The 21,333-nt window shown below is 36.7% G+C and carries 18 protein-coding genes and 1 other annotated feature (1 of these 19 only partly in view); of the genes, 3 read left to right on the top strand and 15 right to left on the bottom strand.

The features are described from left to right. Nucleotides 1-20: 20 nt before the first annotated feature. The 5 genes from ACFYKX_RS22710 to thpR all read right to left on the bottom strand — a co-directional run bounded on the left by ACFYKX_RS22710 (nucleotide 21) and on the right by thpR (nucleotide 6,044). Nucleotides 21-794 carry a phosphotransferase gene (locus ACFYKX_RS22710; protein WP_389363871.1) on the bottom strand — a complete coding sequence of 258 codons (774 nt, stop codon included), beginning with the start codon at nucleotides 792-794 and terminating at the stop codon, nucleotides 21-23. 390 nt (nucleotides 795-1,184) lie between these two features. Beyond that, nucleotides 1,185-3,335 carry a type I pullulanase gene (gene pulA / locus ACFYKX_RS22705; protein WP_389363869.1) on the bottom strand — a complete coding sequence of 717 codons (2,151 nt, stop codon included), beginning with the start codon at nucleotides 3,333-3,335 and terminating at the stop codon, nucleotides 1,185-1,187. After that, nucleotides 3,322-4,302, bottom strand: a complete 981-nt coding sequence (locus ACFYKX_RS22700; RefSeq protein ID WP_389363867.1) for a diacylglycerol/lipid kinase family protein — start codon at nucleotides 4,300-4,302, stop codon at nucleotides 3,322-3,324. Before ACFYKX_RS22700 ends, pulA begins: the two co-directional genes overlap by 14 nt. A gap of 121 nt (nucleotides 4,303-4,423) precedes the next feature. Then, nucleotides 4,424-5,401, bottom strand: a complete 978-nt coding sequence (locus ACFYKX_RS22695) for a nuclease-related domain-containing protein (protein WP_389363865.1) — start codon at nucleotides 5,399-5,401, stop codon at nucleotides 4,424-4,426. A gap of 73 nt (nucleotides 5,402-5,474) precedes the next feature. Then, entirely contained in the window at nucleotides 5,475-6,044 is a 570-nt protein-coding gene (gene thpR, locus ACFYKX_RS22690) for an RNA 2',3'-cyclic phosphodiesterase (protein WP_389363863.1), read from the bottom strand. 384 nt (nucleotides 6,045-6,428) lie between these two features. Between thpR and cysK the strand changes: the two genes are divergently transcribed. After that, nucleotides 6,429-7,361, top strand: coding sequence for a cysteine synthase A (gene cysK / locus ACFYKX_RS22685; protein ID WP_389363861.1), 933 nt, complete (start codon nucleotides 6,429-6,431; stop codon nucleotides 7,359-7,361). 36 nt (nucleotides 7,362-7,397) lie between these two features. Here the strand turns inward: cysK and pepV are convergent, their stop codons facing one another. From pepV to ACFYKX_RS22660, 5 genes are all read right to left on the bottom strand, one after another. Next, complete coding sequence (gene pepV, locus ACFYKX_RS22680) at nucleotides 7,398-8,813, bottom strand: dipeptidase PepV (protein WP_389363859.1); 1,416 nt, start codon at nucleotides 8,811-8,813, stop codon at nucleotides 7,398-7,400. 13 nt (nucleotides 8,814-8,826) lie between these two features. Continuing rightward, on the bottom strand, nucleotides 8,827-9,843 hold the full coding sequence (locus ACFYKX_RS22675; RefSeq protein ID WP_389363912.1) for a potassium channel family protein: 1,017 nt from the start codon (nucleotides 9,841-9,843) through the stop codon (nucleotides 8,827-8,829). Nucleotides 9,844-9,868: 25 nt separating this feature from the next. After that, a complete protein-coding gene (locus ACFYKX_RS22670; RefSeq protein ID WP_389363857.1) occupies nucleotides 9,869-11,038 on the bottom strand; it encodes an ABC transporter permease in 1,170 nt (389 codons plus the stop codon). Further along, nucleotides 11,031-11,741, bottom strand: a complete 711-nt coding sequence (locus ACFYKX_RS22665; RefSeq protein ID WP_389363855.1) for an ABC transporter ATP-binding protein — start codon at nucleotides 11,739-11,741, stop codon at nucleotides 11,031-11,033. Before ACFYKX_RS22665 ends, ACFYKX_RS22670 begins: the two co-directional genes overlap by 8 nt. Nucleotides 11,742-11,847: 106 nt before the next feature. Further along, the gene (locus ACFYKX_RS22660) at nucleotides 11,848-13,131 is read right to left on the bottom strand and encodes a M48 family metallopeptidase (RefSeq protein WP_389363853.1); all 1,284 of its coding nucleotides are present in this window, start codon (nucleotides 13,129-13,131) and stop codon (nucleotides 11,848-11,850) included. Between the two features lie 414 nt (nucleotides 13,132-13,545). Between ACFYKX_RS22660 and ACFYKX_RS22655 the strand changes: the two genes are divergently transcribed. Continuing rightward, on the top strand, nucleotides 13,546-13,767 hold the full coding sequence (locus ACFYKX_RS22655) for a DeoR family transcriptional regulator (RefSeq protein ID WP_389363851.1): 222 nt from the start codon (nucleotides 13,546-13,548) through the stop codon (nucleotides 13,765-13,767). Between the two features lie 73 nt (nucleotides 13,768-13,840). On the opposite strand, the gene ACFYKX_RS22650 is transcribed toward ACFYKX_RS22655, so the two are convergent. Together ACFYKX_RS22650 and ACFYKX_RS22645 are read right to left on the bottom strand one after the other, a co-directional pair. Next, on the bottom strand, nucleotides 13,841-14,557 hold the full coding sequence (locus ACFYKX_RS22650) for a pseudouridine synthase (protein ID WP_389363849.1): 717 nt from the start codon (nucleotides 14,555-14,557) through the stop codon (nucleotides 13,841-13,843). A gap of 59 nt (nucleotides 14,558-14,616) precedes the next feature. Next, nucleotides 14,617-16,233 carry a putative polysaccharide biosynthesis protein gene (locus tag ACFYKX_RS22645; RefSeq protein WP_389363847.1) on the bottom strand — a complete coding sequence of 539 codons (1,617 nt, stop codon included), beginning with the start codon at nucleotides 16,231-16,233 and terminating at the stop codon, nucleotides 14,617-14,619. 216 nt (nucleotides 16,234-16,449) lie between these two features. Between ACFYKX_RS22645 and ACFYKX_RS22640 the strand changes: the two genes are divergently transcribed. Continuing rightward, nucleotides 16,450-17,727 (top strand): BaiN/RdsA family NAD(P)/FAD-dependent oxidoreductase, encoded by a 1,278-nt coding sequence (locus ACFYKX_RS22640; RefSeq protein WP_389363845.1) that lies wholly within the window; start codon nucleotides 16,450-16,452, stop codon nucleotides 17,725-17,727. A gap of 263 nt (nucleotides 17,728-17,990) precedes the next feature. On the opposite strand, the gene ACFYKX_RS22635 is transcribed toward ACFYKX_RS22640, so the two are convergent. The 3 genes from ACFYKX_RS22635 to leuS form a co-directional block, all read right to left on the bottom strand. After that, nucleotides 17,991-18,173, bottom strand: coding sequence for a sporulation protein Cse60 (locus ACFYKX_RS22635; protein ID WP_389363843.1), 183 nt, complete (start codon nucleotides 18,171-18,173; stop codon nucleotides 17,991-17,993). A 100-nt stretch (nucleotides 18,174-18,273) separates the two neighbouring features. Beyond that, complete coding sequence (locus tag ACFYKX_RS22630) at nucleotides 18,274-18,576, bottom strand: rhodanese-like domain-containing protein (protein WP_389363841.1); 303 nt, start codon at nucleotides 18,574-18,576, stop codon at nucleotides 18,274-18,276. A 141-nt stretch (nucleotides 18,577-18,717) separates the two neighbouring features. Beyond that, complete coding sequence (leuS, locus tag ACFYKX_RS22625) at nucleotides 18,718-21,132, bottom strand: leucine--tRNA ligase (protein ID WP_389363839.1); 2,415 nt, start codon at nucleotides 21,130-21,132, stop codon at nucleotides 18,718-18,720. 71 nt (nucleotides 21,133-21,203) lie between these two features. Beyond that, nucleotides 21,204-21,333: a binding site (T-box leader), on the bottom strand (it continues 97 nt past the right edge of the window).

Here is a 21,333-nt window from a genome sequence, read left to right as displayed (position 1 = left end):
ATTAACTAACGGTCTTAAATTTATACTATTCTTTTAAGATGAAGAATCGCTTTTTCCATTTCTTCTAAGCGATTTTTCGTTTTGTAAAATTGAATAGAAGTGATGGTTTGAGTAATTACATACCATTTCATTCTAAGGGTTAGCTGGTCTGTTAATTCAATTCCGTAGAGCCTTACCCAATCTTGCCATGCATTTTCAGGAATATACCAATACAGTAACATTCCTAAATCAATAGCTGGATCTGCAATCATAGCTCCATCCCAATCAATTAAATACAATTCGTTCGTATCCGTCATCAACCAGTTATTATGATTAACATCACAATGACAAACAACCATTTCCTCACAATACACATTCGTAAGCTCTTTTTTTAAAAAATTCATAGAAGTTAATATGACTGGAAGATTACGAACCTCCAAATCTAATTCTTCTTCTAACAATTTTAGAAGCTCTTCAGGAAGAAGTGGAGATTTCCCAAGTCTCTTTAACATGCCTAACAACGGTTCTGATTGGTGGATTTTTTGCAGTAGCCTTGCCACACGTAACCCATTCATTTCTGAAGGTTCCAACACCCTCCCGCTTAACCATTGCTGTGCAGAGATCACATCTCCATTTTCCAATCTCTTTGTCCAAACTAGTTTAGGAACAATTCCTTCTGCTGACAAAACGGCAAGGAAAGGAGAGGAATTACGCTTTAAAAAAAGCCTCTGTTGGTCATGTTGTGCAATAAATGCTTCTCCGGTAGCCCCGCCGGCAGGGACAATCTCCCATTCTTGTCCAAGTAAGTGTTCCAAAATCGTTCACCTTCATTTGTGTATATTTCATATAAGATAGGCATTCCAATGAACTAAATTTTGTATGTTATGAACAAAATGCTAGCTCTTTATTTAGATCAGTAGAATAAACAAAAATAGCCTAAAACAATTAAAAACCCACTGGAAATGTCAAAATAACGTGTGGGTATTCTCTGGATTATTTATATAAAGTGAAAGAAATATTTTAAAATAAAAAAACAGCTATTGTAGCAAGAAACAACAATAGCTATCCTTTTAAATTTTATCTCCTAGTTGCTACCTTCGTCAACCCATCTAGCGTAATATCCTCATTAATTTACAAGAAACCATAATGCCTATTAGGGTTTTAGTCATAGTAAATTATTATAAGAAAATAGCTTTTAAGCTAAATTATTTGGCAAGAACAAAGCAGCTACAAGGCATGATTGTCACTTTTCCATCTTTTATTATAGTGATAGGTTCTAAGCCAGCAACCGACTCGTTGACCAATAAGTTCCATCCTTTATCGGGTAAATCAACTCCAAATTCTTCCTTTTTTGGATTAAATATTGTGATAATGGTACCCCAATTACCAAATTGTGCGACATCATTTAATGAGTATCCAATGAGAGGCTTTGGTAGAGACAGAAACTTCACGTGTTTTCTTATTAAATCTGAATCAGGAAGCCTAAATGCTCCATGAGATTTTCTTAGTTTGATTAAGCCCATAACATACTGAACATATTCCATGTTCTTTTCCTTCAAATCCCAGTCTAATTGATTTACTTTATCTAGCGAACGATAACTGTTCCCTTCTCCATTTTTCGTACGGAAAAATTCCTGTCCACTATGGAGAAAAGGGATTCCTTGTGATAAAAGAACCAAGGCATTAGCAAGCTTTTGCCTTTTCTTCCTAAACTCTACAGTTTCATCCGCTTCACACACATTGAGTTTATCCCAAAATGTATGATTATCATGGGACTCCACATAATTCACACATTGATTTGGTTCTAAAAACAATCCCTTATCCTTTTTAGAAAGGCTTACACTACCAGCAATCACTTTCTTTGCAGAATCATAATAATGCTCATTCGCTAGTGCATATCCTTTGTCATAAAGGTTAAACGTACTTCCTTTTATAGAATCACGGAACCAATCGTTAAACTGGCCAATACGAGGCAATTCGCGCTGATTCCTTATATTTGATTTTTTCTCGGCAGGAAGCGGCGTGTTTAAATCCCACCCTTCTCCAATGATCATTGTCTTGTTATCCATTTGGTCCAAAGCATTCCTTATTTCTCTCATCGTATCTACATCAAGAATACCCATGAGATCAAAGCGGAAGCCATCGATGTGATACTCACGTTTCCAAAAAGTTACGGAATCAACAATAAACTTCCGGACCATCAATCTTTCCGAAGCAATATCATTCCCTACTCCTGTTCCGTTGGAGGGCATTCCGTTTTCATCGTGTCGAAAAAAATAGCCAGGAACTATTTTTTCAAAAGCTGATTCTTCACGGATGTATACATGATTATAGACAACATCCATGATGACTCTTAGGTCTTCCTGATGAATTGTCTGAATCAATTGCTTTAGTTCTTTTATTCTTGAGTAAGGGTCAGCCGGATTCGTAGAATAGCTCCCATCCGGTACATTGAAATGAAGAGGATTATAGCCCCAATTATATTCCTGTTTTTCGCCGGATTCATCTACTCCTTCAAAGTCATTGAAGGGCAGAAATTCAATATGAGTGACGCCTAATTCTTTTATATAAGAAAGACCCGTTAATGTCCCTTTCTTCCCCTTGGTATGGAGTTCGCCAGCTCCTAAGTAGGTTCCCTTCCTTGTTACGCCACTATTTTTATGGATTGTAAAATCTCTAATATGTGTCTCATAAATAATACAGTCAACAGGATGTTCAAGTTGGCGGGATGGTCTAACATTTTCTAATCTAGTCTTGGACAAATCTACAATGACTCCAAGTTTCCCATTTTCATTTACCGCAACAGCATAGGGATCAACCGCTTCCCTCCACTCTAAATTTACACATACTAAAAATGAATAACGATAACTCTCTATATCCCTATTAATCGAAATGGTCCAAACCCCTTGTTGTTCTCTCTTCATATTAATAGGTTCTTCTTCTACTTCGTCAGGTGTTGCTAGCTTTAACCTTACGTTTGTAGCTGTAGGAGCCCAAATCTTAAAGGTTGTTTCATTCTTGCTGTATTGAAAACCAAGTTCCCCTTTAAAAAAGAACCTTTCATCAAATTCTCGTGTCCGAATAACTGCTCCAATCTGAAGGTCTGTTCGGCAGTTGTGTTCATCAACAATCCAATACTGACGCCCAATTTCAGGCTCTTTCTCACAAGAACAAATATACTTAATAGAATGATCTAGCTCCAGTTGCTCTTTTATCGTTAGTTGTTGGGAACTCCCCTCTTCTTCTTCTAAAGTAAACGTAGAGGATTTTCCTCCGTAATATGTTTTAGGTAACAAGATTGTGATCTCATTGACTTGATCTAAATAACACTGGAATTCCCTATCAATTACAATCATTAGAAGTCAGCTCCTTTACCTCCTCTTCATTCTTTATTCCCCTCTTAAGAATTGGTAACACCTGGTGACAAGCCTGAATTTTCAAAGGAGTTCCTCCGATATATTCACCATCAACATGAACATCCATAGGGTTTTGAGATTGAATCCCTATACTTCTACCTTTTAAGAATTTTACTTCTCTAAAACGGGTGTGCCCGGCCCAAAAGACCGTTATAAATACAAATAACAGCTTTACCCTAGAAAGCTTTTGAACAACTGTGACATCTAACAGGCCGTCATATGGTGAGGCTTCTGGTGAAATTTTCATTCCTCCCCCATAATAAGGCTGGTTTGATACCGTCACAAACCATGTAGATTCGAACAAATGTGTCTTACCATCTATCACGACTTCAACCGTTTTAAGTTCGTAAGTAAATAGATTTTTTAGTAAGAAATACACGTATACGAAACTTGTGAGTCCTAGGCGATTTAATATACCTTTCATTCTAGAAGAATTAGCTTCTTTCGATACCAAGGCATCAAACCCTGCTCCCATGCTACTAATAAAGAATGCCTCATCAGAACCATGTTCAATTCTACCAATATCCACGTACTGATCTTCTTTTTTTATTTGACGCAATATGAGTTTGAGGGCTGCAATAGGATCTTTGGGTATATGGTACCCCCTTGAGAAATCATTTCCAGATCCACCTGGAATAAACCCTGTTATAACATTTTTATATTTTACAACCCCATTAACTACTTCATTCATCGTACCATCCCCGCCAACAGCAACGATAACGATTTTTTCCCCTTTAGACTTCTTTACGATTGAGTGAACAATTTCCTGGGCATTCCCACGGTATTTAGTAAAAAAGGCCATATAAGGGATCTTTAAATCACAAAGTTCTTTTTCAACCTGTGCCCACACCTTCTGACTATATCCATTTCTTGCTTGAGGATTGATAATAAAATAGATTGCCTTCATACAATCTTCCTTTTTCTATTTGTTTAGCTCTGTTAAAGAACCATGTGTTTTTTCACAGTGTAGATTGGAGGGGAATTCAACTCCCACGTTTAACAGAGCCATTTATTACATGCCGAATGTATTAATCATTCATCTCCCATTCAAGTCGCTTCACACTCGTAGTCTGGCAGTATTGTAACAATGCTTGAGCCGCCTTAAACTGGATGTGCTTAAGCGGAGACCGATGAGCTCTCATCGTTTGAAACCATTTTTCATAGTTTCTCCTTTCAACAAATTGAACATCATAAGGTACAGTTGGATAATCAATGTATCCATTTCTGCTTAATACTACCTTATGTATCGGAAGCTCTATTTCGTACAATTCTAAAATTTTCTTTATGATTTTTTCTGTTCTGTTTAAAGCAAGTAGTGGATTTAAAACTTTTTCTTCTTTTTCTTGATTACGCTTAATCCAGAAACGTTCCTTTGATCCTACATACACAGACAAATCCTCATCCTCTAGAAAAGTAATACACCAGATTTCGGTTGGCGTTATGATAATGGGATCAACTTCTACAGGTGCCTTTTTTAATAAAAAGATAGGATTATATAAAACGAGAAACGTATCCGGGAACCTTTGTAAAAAATATTTTAATCGTTCATCAAAATAGTAACTTTTTTCTACAAATGATTGTTCTGTTATAGTGGTACTTGCCCATTTCATTTGAAAGCGAAATAACTGATCTAGGAATTGTAATTTCAATTCATCTATTGTGTTAGGTCTAAATGAGAAGGAGGGGTTGAATTGCAGAGAGGAATACCCTTCCTCCTCATATTCTTCTTCCTCTTCCTCTATCTCCTCTTGTTCATCAAGCTCCATGTCTTTTTTCCGAATCTTTAAGAATCCTTTTAATTTATTGAATAAAGGTTGTTTTTCTTCTAACCATTCAGGGATAGAAGGCTCTTCTTCAAAAGACTGAACAAACGTTGATTCGTTTTCCCATAGGGATTGGACTTTCTCCCACTGTTGTTTTTTCAGTCGGACATATCTTGAAGGGTATTGAAAAATATTTTGTTCATAGCGCGATACATAATCTTGTAGTTTTATTAATTGTCCCATTAAAAAATTGACCTGCCTTACTCTGTATATTTTTAAGGCTGTGCCCGTATAGACTATCTTTTATCAAGTCTGTCTATTGACTAAGCGGAAACGTTTGAATCGTTTCGTACTTTGGTATTCGATCTAAATTTGTTTGGTATAACACAACCTCATTGGCTGTAAACGTCACAGGTTGTTTTGAAAAAATATTACTGTTTTCAAGCTGTTGCTGTGTGAATGGCTGGTCACCAACCCACTTCCTAGCAAATGTAATATGTGGTCGGAATGGTCTTGTTTCTAGTTCAAATCCTGCCTCTAGACAGGAGGAAAAAACTTGTTTTCTTACACCATCTAAAAGAGGCTCTTTTTGAACATCAGCCCAAAATATTCTTGGAAACTCCTGCTTTCCAAAGACTCCTAGTTGATGAATCGTTAACGTAAAGCTAGGACAATCGACGATATTACGTTTGACAAGCTCTACTGAAGATTTCAGTTTAAGTTCAGGAGCATGTCCTAGAAATGCAAGAGTAATATGTAAATCTTCATGATGGACCCACGTTTTAAAAGAAAGCTTACTTTTTAAGTCCACCATTTGCTCATTTAACATTTCTTTAACTTCACGAGGCAAACTAATCGCATAAAAATAATGAGCCTTCTTATCCATTATAACGTCCTTTCTTAACACATTTTTAATAATTTTAGCAAAAAGGGGTTGAACTAGCATTATAAATAAAAGCAATGCATAGAGGAGTTAGCTGCTTATAGTCAATTAAAATAAAATTCACCCTTACCTGAGGCAAACGCTACCATGAACAAAAGACAACAACATCTTCGATAGTAAAAAGCCTAAATAAATATCCTAGTATACCCTTTGATTTGATTGGAATAGTATGTTTTATGTATGATAATAGAAAGTAAACTAATTATGTTTAGACTACCTATTTAAGAGCATTTTAATCCCAAAGGGAAAACGATTTGGGATTCATATTTACTTTTAACATTGGTTTTTAAAAATAGATGCCTTACCTAGAAGGAGAGAAAAGGGAAAATGAAAGTAGTCGGTAATATTTCAGATTTAATTGGAGATACCCCTTTAGTTAAGTTAAACCGTTTAGCACCTGAAAATGGTGCATCTGTCTACTTAAAACTTGAATTTTATAACCCAAGTAAAAGCGTTAAAGACCGTGCAGCCTTTAACATGATTGTAAAGGCTGAAGAGGCTGGTCTTTTAAAAAAGGGATCAACCATTATAGAACCTACTAGCGGTAATACAGGAATAGGGCTTGCAATGAACGCTGCTGCGCGTGGCTATCGAGCTATTTTAGTCATGCCTGACACGATGACCCTAGAGCGAATCAATATTTTAAAAGCATACGGTGCTGAGGTAGTACTAACTCCAGGAGATGAAAAAATGCCTGGGTCTATACAAAAAGCAAAAGAACTTGCAGAAGAAATACCAAATAGTTTTATTCCTATGCAGTTTGAAAATGATGCAAATCCAGATGCTCACAGGCAATCTACAGCTCTAGAAATTATTGAGGCAATGAAAGAGATTGGTAAGCCACTCAAGGCCTTTGTAGCTACAGCTGGGACAGGTGGAACGATTACAGGAACTGGAGAGGTTCTAAAAGAACATTATCCGGATATTCAAGTTCACGTGGTAGAACCCGCAGGATCACCTGTATTGTCTGGAGGCAAGCCAGGAAAGCATAAGCTTGTAGGAACAAGTCCAGGGTTTATTCCAGAAATATTAAATCAAGATGTCTACGACAAAATTCATAAAATTAAAGATGAGGAAGCGTATGAAATTACACGCCGATTAGCAAAAGAAGAAGGAATATTAGTAGGTCCATCCTCTGGTGCAGCATGTTTCGCCGCTATAGAAGTAGCGAAAACTTTACAACCAGATGAAGTAGTTATTTGCATTGCTTGCGATACGGGTGAAAGATACTTATCAAGTGACTTATTTATGTTTGACTAGAATCAATAAAAGAACCTCTAGAGGTTCTTTTATTTTTTATTTGGCTAATTCATAAATTGCTTGAGCATAAATAGCCGTTGCCTTTACTAAATCATCAATGATCATATATTCATCTTTTTGGTGTGCACAATCGGGTCTCCCTGGAAATAGTGGTCCAAAAGCCACTCCTGCCTTCAGAGACCTTGCATATGTTCCTCCACCAATAGCCAATAGTTCAGCTCTTTCACCAGTCTGCTCCTCATATACCTTCTGTAAGGTGGTAATTAAGAATTCATTCTCGTCAACATGGTGTGGCGCTGAATTTGAAAAGCTTTCAATTGTAAATCCAGATTCATTTACAACTGTATGTAAAGTGTCCTTCATTTTATCAACATTCGTGGTAACAGGATATCTAAGATTAATCCCAACTGTGCCACCCTTCTCGTGGTGAAAGGATAGCTTACCGACATTAATCGTTAAGTCCCCCGAAATAGCGTCTTCATATGCAATTCCAAGCTTTTTCCCTCTAGAATCGTACAAAAAGTATTGAGTAACGAATTTGAAATAGTCTGTTGCAAATTCATCAATGTTTAACTTTGATAAGAACAATCCTAAAAACAGCCCTGCATTTACACCATTGTTAGGCTCCATTCCATGAGCCGAAACACCTTCAACTTCTAATATCAATTCTCCACCATCGATATGGTACTTTCCTTTAAGGTCTTGTTCTTTAAGAAAATCCTCAAACATTTGAACAATGACTGTTTCATTATCCGCTGTAACAAGGGATACCTTAGCATAATCTGGAACCATGTTAAATCTTCTACCTGACTCAAAATGGACTACTTTATTTCTAGTGTCGGTATTAGATTCCCTAGTACGACTCTGAACGATAACGATATCACATATCCCCTTTTCAGCGTTTATGATTGGGAAATCAGCATCTGGAGCAAAGCCCATAGTCGGCATTTCTTCATGCTTAAAATAATGATCAACACACCGCCAGTTGCTTTCTTCGTCAGTCCCAATGATCATGCGAACTCGCTTATTAATAGGTAAACCTAATTCTTTCACAATCTTCATAGCGTAGTAGGCTGCCATTGTCGGCCCTTTGTCATCAATTGCCCCGCGAGCAAATATTTTGCCATCTCGAATGTCAGCACCATAAGGATCGCTAGTCCAGCCATCTCCTTCTGGTACCACATCAACATGACAAAGAATGCCAACACTTTCTTCACCTTTACCGAATTCCAAATGCCCTGCTAAGTTTCCTACATTTTTAGTAGTAAAACCATCTTTTTCACCTATATTTAACATGAATTGAAGTGCTTCTTTAACTCCCTCTCCTAGTGGAGCATCAGGGGTAGGATTTTCTTCGTCTAATACACTTTTAATCTGCAGTAGACTCTTAGTATCCTCTAAAAGCGCTTCTTTTCTTTCCTCAACCTCTTGCAGCCAATTAATTTCTTTCATCTAGCCTTCCTCCTTAATGCTCATTCCCGACGATTTTTTTGTATGTTTCTTCGTTACATATTATATAGAGTTTAGAATGAACATCAATGGCTTCATCTAATCTACGATTAATGTTAAGATTTTCTCCGTTGCTAATCAATGTAGCTCCTTGTTCTAAGAGGTCATGAAATGCATCGCGATAAGTAGTCCACTTTGGGTTTGTTGGAATCTGATACAGATCATCCCCTAGTTTTCTACTCATTAGTTGCGAGTAAATATTCGTTACCCCTCTAGCAAGAACAGATTGTGCAGCCATTTTTGAAATCATTTCATCTGAAATAATAAACTCATCGACAGATACATGCTTAAACAATTCAATATGCTTCTCCACTTGGATCTCTACTGTTATATGTAAATCCCCAGCTAATCTCTCAATACTGGTTGCAATGAGTAAGGATTTCCCGTCCGATAACTGACTGTCTTTAATCGTATCATCAGCAAAGATAATGACACTCCTAGAATACTTGATATTTGCCTTGTTTAGAATGATGTCATCCGTTGCATCTCCATGGATGAAGTGAACACGATCATGTTGAATCGGTGTCTTTTCTAGCATTGAAATTAAAACAATCTCAATTTTAGAATCAGCTTCTAGTATTTCCAATAAAGCATAATGAGCTTTTTTGGACCATCCTATGATTACAACGTGGTTTTTATCAAGATAACTCATCTTACCCTCCTCTTGTTTCAAACGAAATTGAGCAAATCCCTCTACTACTTTCCCAATGACGACTCCAATGAAGCCAATGCCAAATAAATATAAAAATACAGCATATAGCCGGCCTAAGATTGATACGGGATAAAAGTCCCCATACCCTACTGTTGTGACCGTCGTCATGACCCACCAAAAGGAATCAAAATAAGTGGGGAACGTTTCAGGTTCAATGAATCTCATAATGACAGTGCTCACAAAGATTAGCACGACACTTGAAGAGATAATCAGCCAATTATTTAAAGTTAACAACTTCTTTAAGAACCGTTGAAAGAAAATAACAATCCCTCCAGTCTTTACTTTTTTAAAATGGCAGTCTTTCCGTTACTAATAAGCCTACCACGAAAATAATCGTTGTTAAAATAAATGCAACACTAAATAGACTATTCATGCAAAAACTCATAGCTTTAAAGTATCCTTCCTCCTCCTCATACTTTTTCATAAGAGGGTGAGAAACCGTAATTTTCTTCCATAATAACCCTAACCACGAATATAAAACGATTAGAAAGCCTACTAGGATAATAATTTTTATCCAAATAGGTGGTACAACAATAAGGGCAGTGGCAGTAACAAATATGATTTGTAAATAGGCGAGCCAGTAGGAGTGATTTCTAATAAACACCTTAATAAAAAGTTCAATAAATCCATTTGCTGCCGTTCTTTTTTTAAATATTCTTTTAGATCTTTTATTAAGAAAGGGCTTTGTCCTTGTCGACACATTTGTCTTCTCTATTTCATATGAAAATTGATAAATAACATGAACGTATTTTAATTTTTCTTCTTTTTCAATCGCTAGCTCGTATTCAAAGGAATCTATTTTTTTAATCGTGGGGATATGTAAAAGAATGGATATAACCGATATCAGTATGGAAATCATACTACAAACCAGCCCAAAACCAGCTTCCCAGAAGAAGAGCATCGTATAAGATAGGACTCCGAATAATATTAAGCAGATAAACCCAGTCAAATAACGAAGATCTTTTCTACCGATCCTTCTGACCCTTGCCTTAATATACATGGATAGCATTTTTATAGCTAGCAAATAGATAAAATATTGAACAACCAAGATGGGTTCTAAAGAAAAATGCCGTATCAGGAAAGGTAAGAGCAGTGTGGTTATAAGAATTGTGTTTAAACTCTGAACGACAATGGAGTAGATAAATCCTTCTCTTTTCATATTAAGAAATAACCGATTATTTTTAATTAGAAAGACTTTATCAGCCTCTTTGACGAATGTTCGATATTGCCCCGCCAAGGCTAGCAAGCATCCAATAAATAACAAAAGATGGAGAGGAATCGCTTCAATCCATACCGGTGATTCAATCCACCATGAGCGATAAACAAAAGAAAAAATCGCTAAACTTGGAATGATGATGTATAAAATAATGGTCCAATCGGCAACCGATCTTATAATTTTATATTGAAATTTCCACTCATCTATAAGTCTATTCATAAAAAGTCGTGTACTATTCATCTTCTAATTCCTCGGCAATAAAGTGAAAACAATCAAATAATGATCCTTCTGGCAAGTTACATTGCTGACGTATTTCCTTAATTGTTCCAGACGCAGCTAGTTTTCCATTGTTTACAAGAAGGAAACGGTCACAAACCTTTTCGGCAGTGTCTAAAACATGGGTAGACATCAAGATCCCTACTCCACGTTTTCTTTCCTCTTGAATGGATGTTAAAAAGGACTTCATTGCATTTGGATCTAGTCCTATAAATGGTTCATCAATAATATAAATTTCAGGAGAAGTAATGGTAGCTAACACGAGCATTGCCTTTTGCTGCATCCCCTTTGAATATGTGGTAGGAAGTTCGTGTCCAAAATCTAGAAGCTTGTATAATCGAAGTAGTTCTTCCGCCTTCTTCTTATAAGCTTTATCTTCCAATTCTTCCACTGCAGCAATAAAATCCAAATGCTCCCATAACGTCAATTCATCATAAAAAATGGGTCTTTCAGGTATGTATGAATATCTATTATCATAAAAAGAAATTTCACCTTCCATATTCTCTATAAGCTGTAGGATTGATTTTATGGTTGTACTTTTCCCAGCACCATTAGGACCAATAAGTCCAACTAGTTCTCCCCTCTGTAAGGAAAACGCAATATCTTGAATAATGTTTTTTTCTTTGTCATATCCAGCATTTTTTATATCGACTCTCAATAATGTCATGACTACTTCCCTCCTGCCCATATATACGAATGAATATTGGAAAAGTTTTCAATTCTTTTAGGGGATATCAAAAAAAATAGACTGCCAGATGACAGTCTAGTAAATCCTATTCCTGCAGATAGGAATCAAATAATTGAATAAAATTATTACTTTCGTATTGGACCGCATAATCATAGGCTGTTAATCCGTCTGTATCCACATAACTTAGATCTGCATGATATTGTAATAGCAATTCTGCCATTTCAATATCATCCATGAATACCGTACTCATCAAAGGAGTAGTATCATAAGAATCCTGTGTATTTGGATTAGCGCCTTGTTCTAATAAAAATTCAGCTGCCTCATAGCTATTATAAAAAACAGCCCAGTGAAGTGCAGTAGAACCATCGTTATCAACTTCATCAATATCATGACCTTCGTCCAATAACACTTGTAACTCTTCTACATCATTAGAGCTCGCTGCATCCATTAAAGGGGTAGTCCCTTCTAACCCAGCAAAAATTTCAGAAAACATGTCCACTTTTTCTAAAGTTTTATAGCCTGCGAAAAGACCTGTACTAACAAGAATGGTCGAAAACATGGCAATAATTAAGCCAATCCACACTTTTCTTTTCGGTTCACTTAGCACCTCTGTCGTGTCAGAAGCAAAGAGGATAGAAAGAGAATAGATTCGTTTTGGTAAATGAGGATGACTGGATAATTTTTCATTTAACCAAACAAAGAATCCTGACTCTGTTTCTAACTGCTTCATATATGCTTGCTGGTTTACTTTTGAATAAAGCTCTTTTCCAATTGCTAAAATGGTTAATGCATTTTTAGCAGCATCTAGAGATTGAACATAATAAGCTGCATAGCGATCACAAGTATACTCACAAGCTCGCATATATGCATTCCCTAAAAAAGGAACCCACATAGCAGGTAGAAGCAGCAAGCTCACGATAACGTGTTTTCTTTTTAAATGTGTGAATTCATGGGCAAGGACAAATAATACTTCCTTCTCCCCTTCTCTTTCAATCAATTCAAAAATATCAGAGTACAGTACAACCATGTTTCTACCGAAAAACCTTGTAGCAAATGCATTTAATATTCCTGCCGACTCCACTACATAGATATCAGGGATTTTCTTTAAACCTATATCAGTTGCCACCTTAACTGCTTTTTCATATAAATCTGGAAACTGCTCCTCACTGAGCTTTACTCCATTTCTTCTGATTCCCCCCATCATTAATCCGTGAAAAATAACAGAGATAAGAACCATGAAAGCAATAATAACGATCCCTATTATGGAAAATGCCAAAAAGATGTAAGTAAGTATGCTAAACAATAAAACAAAAGCAAAGTAAATATTTTCTTTTCGATGCGTTAATTGAGACTGTATCGATGGATCCAAAATTTTGTCGTCCTTTCAAGGAAAATGGAAATACGTGAAGATTATAATAGAAAAATAATTGTACGAATAGAGGAAATTGTGTCCTATTTTTTCTAATTTTCAAACGATTATCATATTTACAAGCCTTCATCCCATATGATATATCGAAAGCCCTAGAAAGGAAGGTGAGCGGAAAAAGTATAATTTTTATAAATTCTGTTAATATTTTGTAAAAAGTAATGAAAAAGTAGAAATTATTTGAAAATAAGGTTACAATAGTAACAAGATCTTTGACATCTAGATTTTTCTCATCTTAGAACACGAAAAGGAGTTGTCTAGGAAAAGAAAATTACATACTTTTGAAGAGTAAACTTCAAAGAAGCTGTCGGTTGCAGGTATATGCCATGGTTTGAAAAAAGGATAGGGAGTGGTTCTTTGAAACCTTCGACTAACCGGATGTTAAACCGTATCAAATCCATCTACATGTTTATTAATAATCATGGGACCGTTACAACCCAAGAACTAGTGGAGGAATTTGGTATAACCCCTCGTACGATCCAAAGAGATTTAAATGTCTTGGCTCATAACGACTTGGTGAAAAGTCCCAGCCGCGGCAAATGGACAACGACGCAGAAAAAAGTAAAGATGACATCTTAAATTTAAAAATCAAATATAAAGAAAATCGCCCTATTTGGGCGATTTTTTTGTTATATGAACAAAGCTTTTTATTTTAACTCTCGTATTTCATTAACATCTGAACTTCCTCATCTGTTAATTCTCGGTATTCACCTAATTCTAATGTTTCATCAAGTTTTAGTGGCCCCATAGATATTCTTTTCAGATAGGTAACCCTCTTTCCAACGGCTTCAAACATCCTTTTTACTTGATGGAATTTACCCTCCGTTATCGTAAGTTCAATATCCGAGCGGATTCCTGATTTAAGAATCTGAAGTTCTCCTGGTTTGGTTACATAGCCGTCATCTAATGTAACCCCTTCTCTAAAAGCGATCACGTCTTCTTCCGTCACTTCCCCATCTATAACAGCAAAGTAGGTTTTAGGTACATGCTTTTTAGGAGAAAGTAGTCTGTGTGACAGCTGCCCATCATTTGTTAATAACAATAACCCTTCTGTATCTTTATCAAGACGTCCAACTGGGAATGGAGAAAATACTAAATCCTCCATCTCTAATAAATCTACTACTGTTTCATCTCGCTGATCCTCTGTTGCTGATATAACACCAGGAGGTTTGTTCATCATTAAGTATATAAATTCTTTATATTCAATGACTTCCCCATTTAACGTAACCACATCGTTTTCGGGGTCCACATGGTGCTTCGAATCTTTAACTGGCTTTTCATTTACTAAAACTGCACCGTCTTTTAAAAGCTTTTTAACCTCTTTCCGGCTCCCATAGCCAAGGTTAGCAAGCATTTTATCTATTCTCATAATATTCTCCTCCGTAAAGACTTGGAAAGAGTCTTTTTCATTCTCTATTGAACAGAGCCCTATGTCTTAAGACGTAGCTTTCTCATTAGTCTATCCACTCTTTGACCGAATAAAAAGTATACTAACTTAGATTTTATCCCTAAGAAGAAGTAGATTCCTGCTCCGACAAGTGCACATATACTAATCATAGCCAAAGACTGAATGACAGATGTTGGACTTAAGAATAACAATAAGATTTTATATGTTACGCCAGCAGCCACAAACATAATGATGGTAAAAATAACAATTAATAATCCCCTTCTTAAAACCAGTCTAAAACGGTACTTTGAGTGCGATTTAATGACATACATATTAATTAAAATAGCTACTCCATATCCTAATGCTGTCGCTAGGATAGCACCATGTGTTTCAAATAATTTAATGAGCGGAATATTTAAAGATAGTTTCACAAGTATCCCAACAAGCAAGCTTAAAATTGTAAACTTCTGCTCATCTAACCCCTGTAGGATAGCAGCTGTTACCGAAAACAGAGCAAATAACATGGCAACTGGAGCGTATGTACGTAGCACTTCTGCTCCTAAAAGATCGTGTTCATAAAAGACTCTGTAAATCGGTTCTGCTAACAAGGACAAACCAACTGCGGCTGGCAACGTTAGAAATAATAGTACTTGAAACGTTTGATTCAACTGACGATTCATATTGTTTTGATCCTGCTCAATAAAAGCCTTTGTAATACTTGGAACCAATGTTAGCGAAAATGCAGTTGCCAACGATACAGGAATAATAACAAGTTTATGCGTTTGATAATTCAAAATAGATAGAGCATCCTCTGATATATGAGTTAATCCTATTGATGTCATCGCTCTATTGAATGTTAATAAATCGATCATTTGGAATAATGGGTTGGCAATCCCTATTAGTACAAACGGAATTGAATAGATAATAATTTCTTTGTACATATCCTTAAGGGAAATATCCATCTGCCTTTTATCTTGCTCTAACAACTGATCAAGGTGGGGCTTTCTTTTATACCAATACCAAAATAACACCCCTAAACTACCCAATCCCCCTATAAATGCTGCGAACGTAGCTACACTTACAGCAGTAACTAAGCTCCCTTTTAATACATTTAAAACAACGAATGCTCCCGCTAGTAGAAAAATGATTCGTACTATCTGCTCTACTACTTGAGAAACAGCTGATGGTCCCATCGATTGATGACCCTGGAAGAACCCACGAATCAAACTCATAAAAGGGATGATAATCAATGCAAAGCTAACCGCTCGAATAACCGTAACAACATCACTTGGTTTAGATTTTAAGTCATTATCATTAATGATGATTTCTGCTAGCATAGGTGCAGAGAAGAAGAGGACGAAGAAGGATGTGATACCACTAGCTAGCATAATAAGAAGTCCAGATTTAAATAGCTTTCTTCCTACTGCATATTCCTCTAATGCATTGTATTTTGATATAAACTTAGAGACCGCTAAAGGTACACCAGCGGTTGCAATACTAATAAAAATCGTATAGGGTACGTATGAATATTGATATAATAGCGTCCCCTCTGAGCCCACAATTTTATAAAAAGGAATGACATAAAATAATCCTAATACTTTTGAAATCATTGTTCCTAAAGTTAAAATGAAGGTCCCTCTTAAAAGCTTTGATGACATATAATCCCTTCCTACTTTTAAAATTCCAATCCCGTTTCGTAAGGGTCGATAATTTTTTGCACTATTTGTAGTTTACACTTCTACAACTAGAAGTGCTAGCCTCATTATTATGTTATGTATTCTTTCCTTCCTTTTTGTGAATGTTCTATAATAGTACAAGGCTACATGTCAGGCCTTTGATTTAAACATTGTAAATAGAAAAGATGGTGACAAAATATGAAATACGAATACGATGTAATTGTAATTGGTGGAGGTCCTTCTGGTCTTATGGCTGCCATTGCTGCAGGTGAGCAAGGTGGGAACGTCCTTTTAATTGATAAAGGTGACAAACTTGGCAGGAAACTTGCTATTTCAGGTGGCGGGAGATGTAATGTTACAAATCGACTACCTGTTGATGAAATCATCAAACATATTCCAGGTAATGGGCGTTTTCTTTACAGTGCCTTTTCCATTTTCAGCAATGAAGATATTATCCGATTTTTCGAAGACTTAGGAATTAAATTGAAAGAAGAAGATCATGGGCGAATGTTCCCTGTTACTGATAAAGCACAGTCAGTAGTAGATGCACTCATACATAAATTAAAAACCCTTAAGGTTGATATACGTACGAATGCTCCCGTTGCAGACATAGAATTCAATGAGCATGCTTCAATGGTTCATATGAAAGATGGAAAAAGCTATGAAGCAACATCAATTGTGATAGCCGTTGGGGGAAAATCGGTCCCTCATACGGGTTCCACGGGAGATGGGTACATCTGGGCTAAAAAAGTAGGTCACACGATCACAGATCTTTTTCCTACAGAAGTACCGATTACTTCAAGTGAGCCATTCATTAAAAACAAAACGTTACAGGGCTTATCACTTCGAGACATTAATCTAAGTGTTCTAAATCCAAAAGGAAAACCACTAGTTTCGCATAAGATGGATATGATTTTTACCCACTTTGGCGTAAGTGGCCCTGCTGTATTGAGATGTAGCCAGTATGTCGTTAAGGCTCTTAAAAAATGGGATTTAAAAGAAGTAACGATGAGCTTAGATGCTATCCCTGATCAAAAAGAAGAACCATTATTTCAAGATGTATTAAATCAACTTAAATCAGAACCAAAGAAAAGTGTAAAAAACATTCTTAAAGGGCTGCTTCCTGAGAGATATCTTTTATTCTTATTAGAGCTAAACGATATCGATCCTTCTGCACAAGCTGGAACGATTTCCTCACAGAAAATTAGAAGCTTCGTGAAAACATGCAAGGATTTCACGTTCAAAGTAAATGGAACATTACCTATTGAGAAAGCCTTTGTAACCGGCGGTGGAGTCTCTGTTAAAGAAGTAGAACCACAAACAATGGCCTCAAAAATAAAAGAAGGACTTTATTTCTGTGGAGAAATTTTAGATATTCATGGATATACCGGCGGATATAATATTACTTCTGCCTTAGTAACAGGAAGACTTGCTGGAAAAAATGCAGCTGAGTTTGCCTTGTCGGTTAGAAAATAAAAGAACTTAGGGAGGGAATCAATTTTCTTTTTGATTCCCTTTTTCTTAGTTCCCACTTTTGCTGACAATGCTTAAATTAGGTACTAATCTCCCACTTTAATTCCACTTTTTTGAGGAATATGATGATTTTACGTATTAACCTACAGACTTAATGACCATTTTTTATGAAATAAGCTTAATTTTTGGTAGTAACACGCTATCTTAAGACCATTTTCTGAGGAATTCGCTATTTCTAGGTATTAAGCAGTCAGCACTTAAACCTATTACACTCGGTATATCACCATTGCTGAAAAACAGTAAATCTGCTCATCTTCCTCTTCTTGAATAGCAGCAACATTGTATTTAATATCAATAAGCTTATTTTCATCTATCTTTTCAAGGAAGCGATTCATCATCACTTCTAAATCTTTCTCATGCTCTTGATCAAAAAGTTTGACCTTAATCAACCTTCTCTCCCTCTCTCGCTTTTTTATTAACCAGTTTAGCCAAGTTTGTTAGATTTTAAAAAAACAAAAAAGCTAGCCTAAGCCAGCTTTTAAACAATCTTTATTTCGTTTCTCCAGTCCACTCTAGCATTCCGCCAATCATATTACGTACTTTGTAGCCTTGATCCTTCAAATAGTAACAAACATTTTCACTTCGACGACCTGAACGACAAATAAAGATATACTCTTTGTCTTTGTCAAAATAATCTAGATTCTCCGGAATTTCTCCCATTCGAATATGCTTAGCTCCCGGAATCATTCCTTGTTCTACCTCTTCAAATTCCCTAACATCTACAAGTTCAAGATTTTCCCCTTTTTCTAGTTTGTTTTGCAATTCTTCTGTTGTGATGATTTCGATATCCATATTAGTTCAACCCCTCTATTTTTGTAGTCCAAGTTAACATTATTCACATGTGTTTTTTATTATATAACAAATTATGTGAACTGACCCAAATTAAGCCATCAGTATAAAAAGCATCCCCTAAAATTAGGAGATGCCAATAAATTAATTCGCTACAATATTAACAAGCTTGCCTGGAACAGCAATGACTTTTCGTACGGTCTTCCCGTCAATTTGTTCTTTGACTGTGTTATCATCCATTGCAATTTGCTCTAATGATTCTTTATTTGCATTGGCTGGAACCAAAAGTTTAGCTTTTACTTTCCCATTAATTTGAATAACAATTTCGACTTCGTTATCAACAAGCTTTGCTTCATCGAATGCAGGCCATGCTTCGTATGAAATGGTCTCACTATGTCCTAACTTCGCCCATAGCTCTTCGGCGATATGTGGAGCGATCGGAGCTAATAATTTCACGAATCCTTCCACATAGTTCTTCGGAAGAACTGTAGCTTTATAAGCTTCGTTGATGAATACCATTAGTTGCGAAATCGCTGTGTTAAAGCGTAAGCCTTCAAAATCCTCAGTAACTTTTTTCACGGTTTGGTGATAGATCTTCTCTAACTGAGCATCGTCACTTTCTTGAACTTTGGCACTCAATTCACCATTTTCTTCGATAAATAGACGCCATACACGATCTAAGAAACGGCGAGCACCATCAAGTCCTTTCGTTGACCAAGCGATTGATGCATCTAAAGGTCCCATAAACATTTCATAAAGACGAAGTGTATCTGCCCCATGACTTGCAACAATCTCATCTGGATTTACAACATTCCCTTTAGACTTACTCATCTTTTCATTGTTTTCACCTAAGATCATTCCTTGGTTGAACAACTTTTGGAACGGCTCTTTCGTTGAAACAACACCGATATCATAAAGGAATTTGTGCCAGAAGCGAGCGTATAGCAAGTGAAGAACTGCGTGCTCTGCTCCACCGATATAAATATCAACTGGAAGCCATTCCTTTAATTTTTCTGCATCAGCTAATGCTTCTGTGTTCTTTGGATCGATATAACGTAAGTAGTACCAGCAGCTTCCTGCCCATTGTGGCATCGTATTTGTTTCACGACGGCCTTTTTTACCTGTTTCAGGGTCAACAACATTAACCCAGTCAGCAATATTTGCTAATGGAGATTCACCTGTACCAGATGGGCGAATTTCAGTTGTTTTAGGTAGAACTAACGGAAGCTCTTCATGAGGAACTGCAGACATTGTGCCATCTTCCCAATGGATAATCGGAATCGGCTCTCCCCAATAACGCTGACGGCTAAATAACCAATCACGAAGACGGTAAGTTACTTTCTTCGTACCAATGCCTTTTTCTTCTAGCCAAGCGATCATTTTGCTGATTGCCTCATCTTTATTTAAACCATTTAAGAAGTCAGAATTAACGTGCGCTCCGTCTCCTGTATACGCTTCTTTAGAAATGTCTCCACCAGCTACTACTTCTTTAATTTCAAGGTTGAACTTCTGTGCAAATTCATAATCGCGCTCATCGTGACCTGGAACTGCCATGATTGCACCAGTACCATAGCTTACAAGTACATAATCAGCAATCCAGATTGGCATTTTCTCGTTATTCACTGGATTAATCGCATAAGCACCAGTAAATACACCTGTTTTGTCTTTAGCTAAGTCTGTACGCTCTAGATCACTCTTGCTTTTAACTTGGTCAAGATATTGTTCAACTGCTCCACGCTGATCTGCGTTCGTAATTTTTTCCACTAATGCATGTTCAGGTGCAAGTACTGCGTATGTTGCTCCATATAATGTATCTGGTCTAGTGGTAAACACAGTGAACGTGCTATCATGTCCTTCAATATTGAAAGTAATCTCAGCACCTTCTGAACGCCCAATCCAGTTACGTTGCATGTCTTTTAAGCTCTCTGGCCAATCTAACTCATTTAAATCTTCTAATAGACGATCAGCATAAGCAGTAATTTTTAACATCCATTGCTTCATTGGACGACGTTCAACCGGATGTCCACCGCGCTCACTTTTACCATCAATGACTTCTTCGTTTGATAAAACCGTTCCTAATGCTGGACACCAGTTCACCGCTACCTCGTCAATATAAGCTAATCCTTTTTCGTAAAGCTTTAAGAAGATCCATTGCGTCCATTTATAGTAGCCAGGATCTGTTGTGTTTACTTCACGATCCCAATCGTATGAGAATCCTAACGCCTTAATTTGACGCTTAAATGTTTCAATATTTAATTTCGTAAATTCCGCAGGATCATTCCCTGTATCTAATGCGTATTGCTCCGCTGGCAAACCAAATGCATCCCATCCCATTGGATGAAGTACATTATAGCCTTGAGCACGCTTCATTCTTGAAAGGATATCTGTCGCAGTATATCCTTCAGGATGGCCTACGTGTAGTCCTGCACCTGATGGATATGGAAACATATCCAGCGCGTAAAACTTGCGCTTACCTTTTTCTTCACTTGTTTTAAATGTTTTGTTTTGCTCCCAGTGACTTTGCCACTTCTTTTCAATTTCTTGATGATTGAAGCTCATCGTAATTTCCTCCTAAGACTTAGTTACAATTGATTATTACCTTTAGAAAAATAAAAAAACCCCTCGCCCCAAAAAGGGACGAGAGGATTATGTATAAATCTCCCGCGGTACCACCCACATTAGTGACAATTAATGTCACTCGCTTCATTCATCCTTAACGCGGCAAACGGCAAGCATTACTATTACTTCACACTTGCGACT

The sequence above is a fragment of the Cytobacillus spartinae genome, from assembly GCF_042865285.1.
Taxonomy (GTDB): Bacteria; Bacillota; Bacilli; order Bacillales; family Cytobacillaceae; genus Robertmurraya_A; species Robertmurraya_A spartinae.
This window is presented reverse-complemented; position numbering and strand designations above follow the sequence as displayed.